Annotated in this window: 1 protein-coding gene; it reads left to right on the top strand. The window is 61.6% G+C overall.

Annotated features, from left to right (window positions below; genetic code table 11):
- Nucleotides 1-85 precede the first annotated feature (85 nt).
- Nucleotides 86-1,129: an IS110 family transposase gene (locus QJT78_RS51270; RefSeq protein WP_208084231.1), complete on the top strand. Its 1,044-nt coding sequence runs from the start codon at nt 86-88 to the stop codon at nt 1,127-1,129.
- Nucleotides 1,130-1,398 lie beyond the last annotated feature (269 nt).

The following is a 1,398-nucleotide window of genomic DNA, read 5'->3' as shown; positions in this document are numbered from 1 at the left end:
TGATGTGGTGGAACGGCCCGCTCCAACAGCATCAAAGTGCTAGAACGTGGTCGTTGTTCGAACGCCACAAAGGAGGGACCGTTCCGTGAAACAGGTTATCACCATCGGGCTCGATTTGGCCAAGCACGTTTTCCAGGTTCACGGGGCGGATGCCGAGGGCTCACCCGTGTTCAACCGGAAGCTACGGCGCAGCGAAGTTCTGCGTTTCTTTGAGAAGCTGCCACCATGCCTGGTGGGAATGGAAGCATGCGGTAGCGCCCACTATTGGGCACGCGAGATCGCAGCTCTCGGTCATGAGGTCCGGCTCATTCCGCCGGCTTATGTCAAACCCTTCGTCAAGCGTGGTAAGACGGATGCGGCGGACGCGGAGGCCATCAGCGAAGCGGTGACCCGAAAGACCATGCGCTTCGTGCCGATTAAGACGGCTGAGCAACAGGCTGCCGCGATGGTGCTGAAGACCCGCGCTCTTCTAGTGCGGCAGCGAACGCAGGCGGTCAACGCGTTGCGCGCGCATCTGGCAGAATTGGGGATCATCGCCACCGTCGGCCTGGCAAAGGTTGAGGCGCTGGTCGCAATCATACGGGATGAGACAGATGCTCGCCTGCCCGCAGCAGCGCGCTTCGCGCTGATGGCTATTGCCGACGAGATTGAAGCTTCAGCCGACCAGATCGAGAGGCTCGAGCGCGCAATCGTCGTGGAGGCCAAGCGCGACGAGGACATGCGTCGGTTGACCACAATCCCTGGCGTCGGCGCCATTACGGCGGCGACCATCAAGGCGCTTGTGCCGGATCCCGGCGGGTTCAAGTCGGCTCGCCACTTTGCCGCCTGGCTGGGATTGACGCCGCGGTCTCATTCAAGCGGAGGCAAAGAGCGGCTGGGACGAATATCGAAGATGGGAAATCCGGAACTCCGCTCTCTCCTCGTTGTCGGGGCAACGGCCGTCTTGCGCGTCGTCCGAAACGACGCTCGGGCGCGGCCGTGGCTGAAGGCCCTTCTCGCCAGACGGCCCTTCAAGGTTGCCGCCGTCGCGCAGGCCAATAAGACGGCGCGGATCATCTGGGCGCTCCTGAACAAGGGCGGAATTTATCGGCGTCCCGACCCATTGGCGGTTACCGCGGTGACGCAGTGACCGCCAAAACGATCTGACCGGCGCAGGCCGGCAGAGGGCAAGGTGCAACAACAGGCGATGAACCCTTGGGACGAAATCCCGAAACGAGTGAAGCTACTGCCCCCAATGCGCTCAAGCGCGTAAACTTGATTTGGCTCCTCGTTCCGCGGATCTCATCGAGGCCAGCGGCCATATTGTGCCGCGCGCAAAGGCCGGACATATGACCGCACCGTCCCAATGTGTGAAATCGACTGAAAAAAGCTCTTGCCTCGCGGGCCGTTCCACATATG

The sequence above is a fragment of the Bradyrhizobium sp. Mp27 genome, from assembly GCF_029953005.1.
Lineage (GTDB): Bacteria > Pseudomonadota > Alphaproteobacteria > Rhizobiales > Xanthobacteraceae > Bradyrhizobium > Bradyrhizobium barranii.
This window is presented reverse-complemented; position numbering and strand designations above follow the sequence as displayed.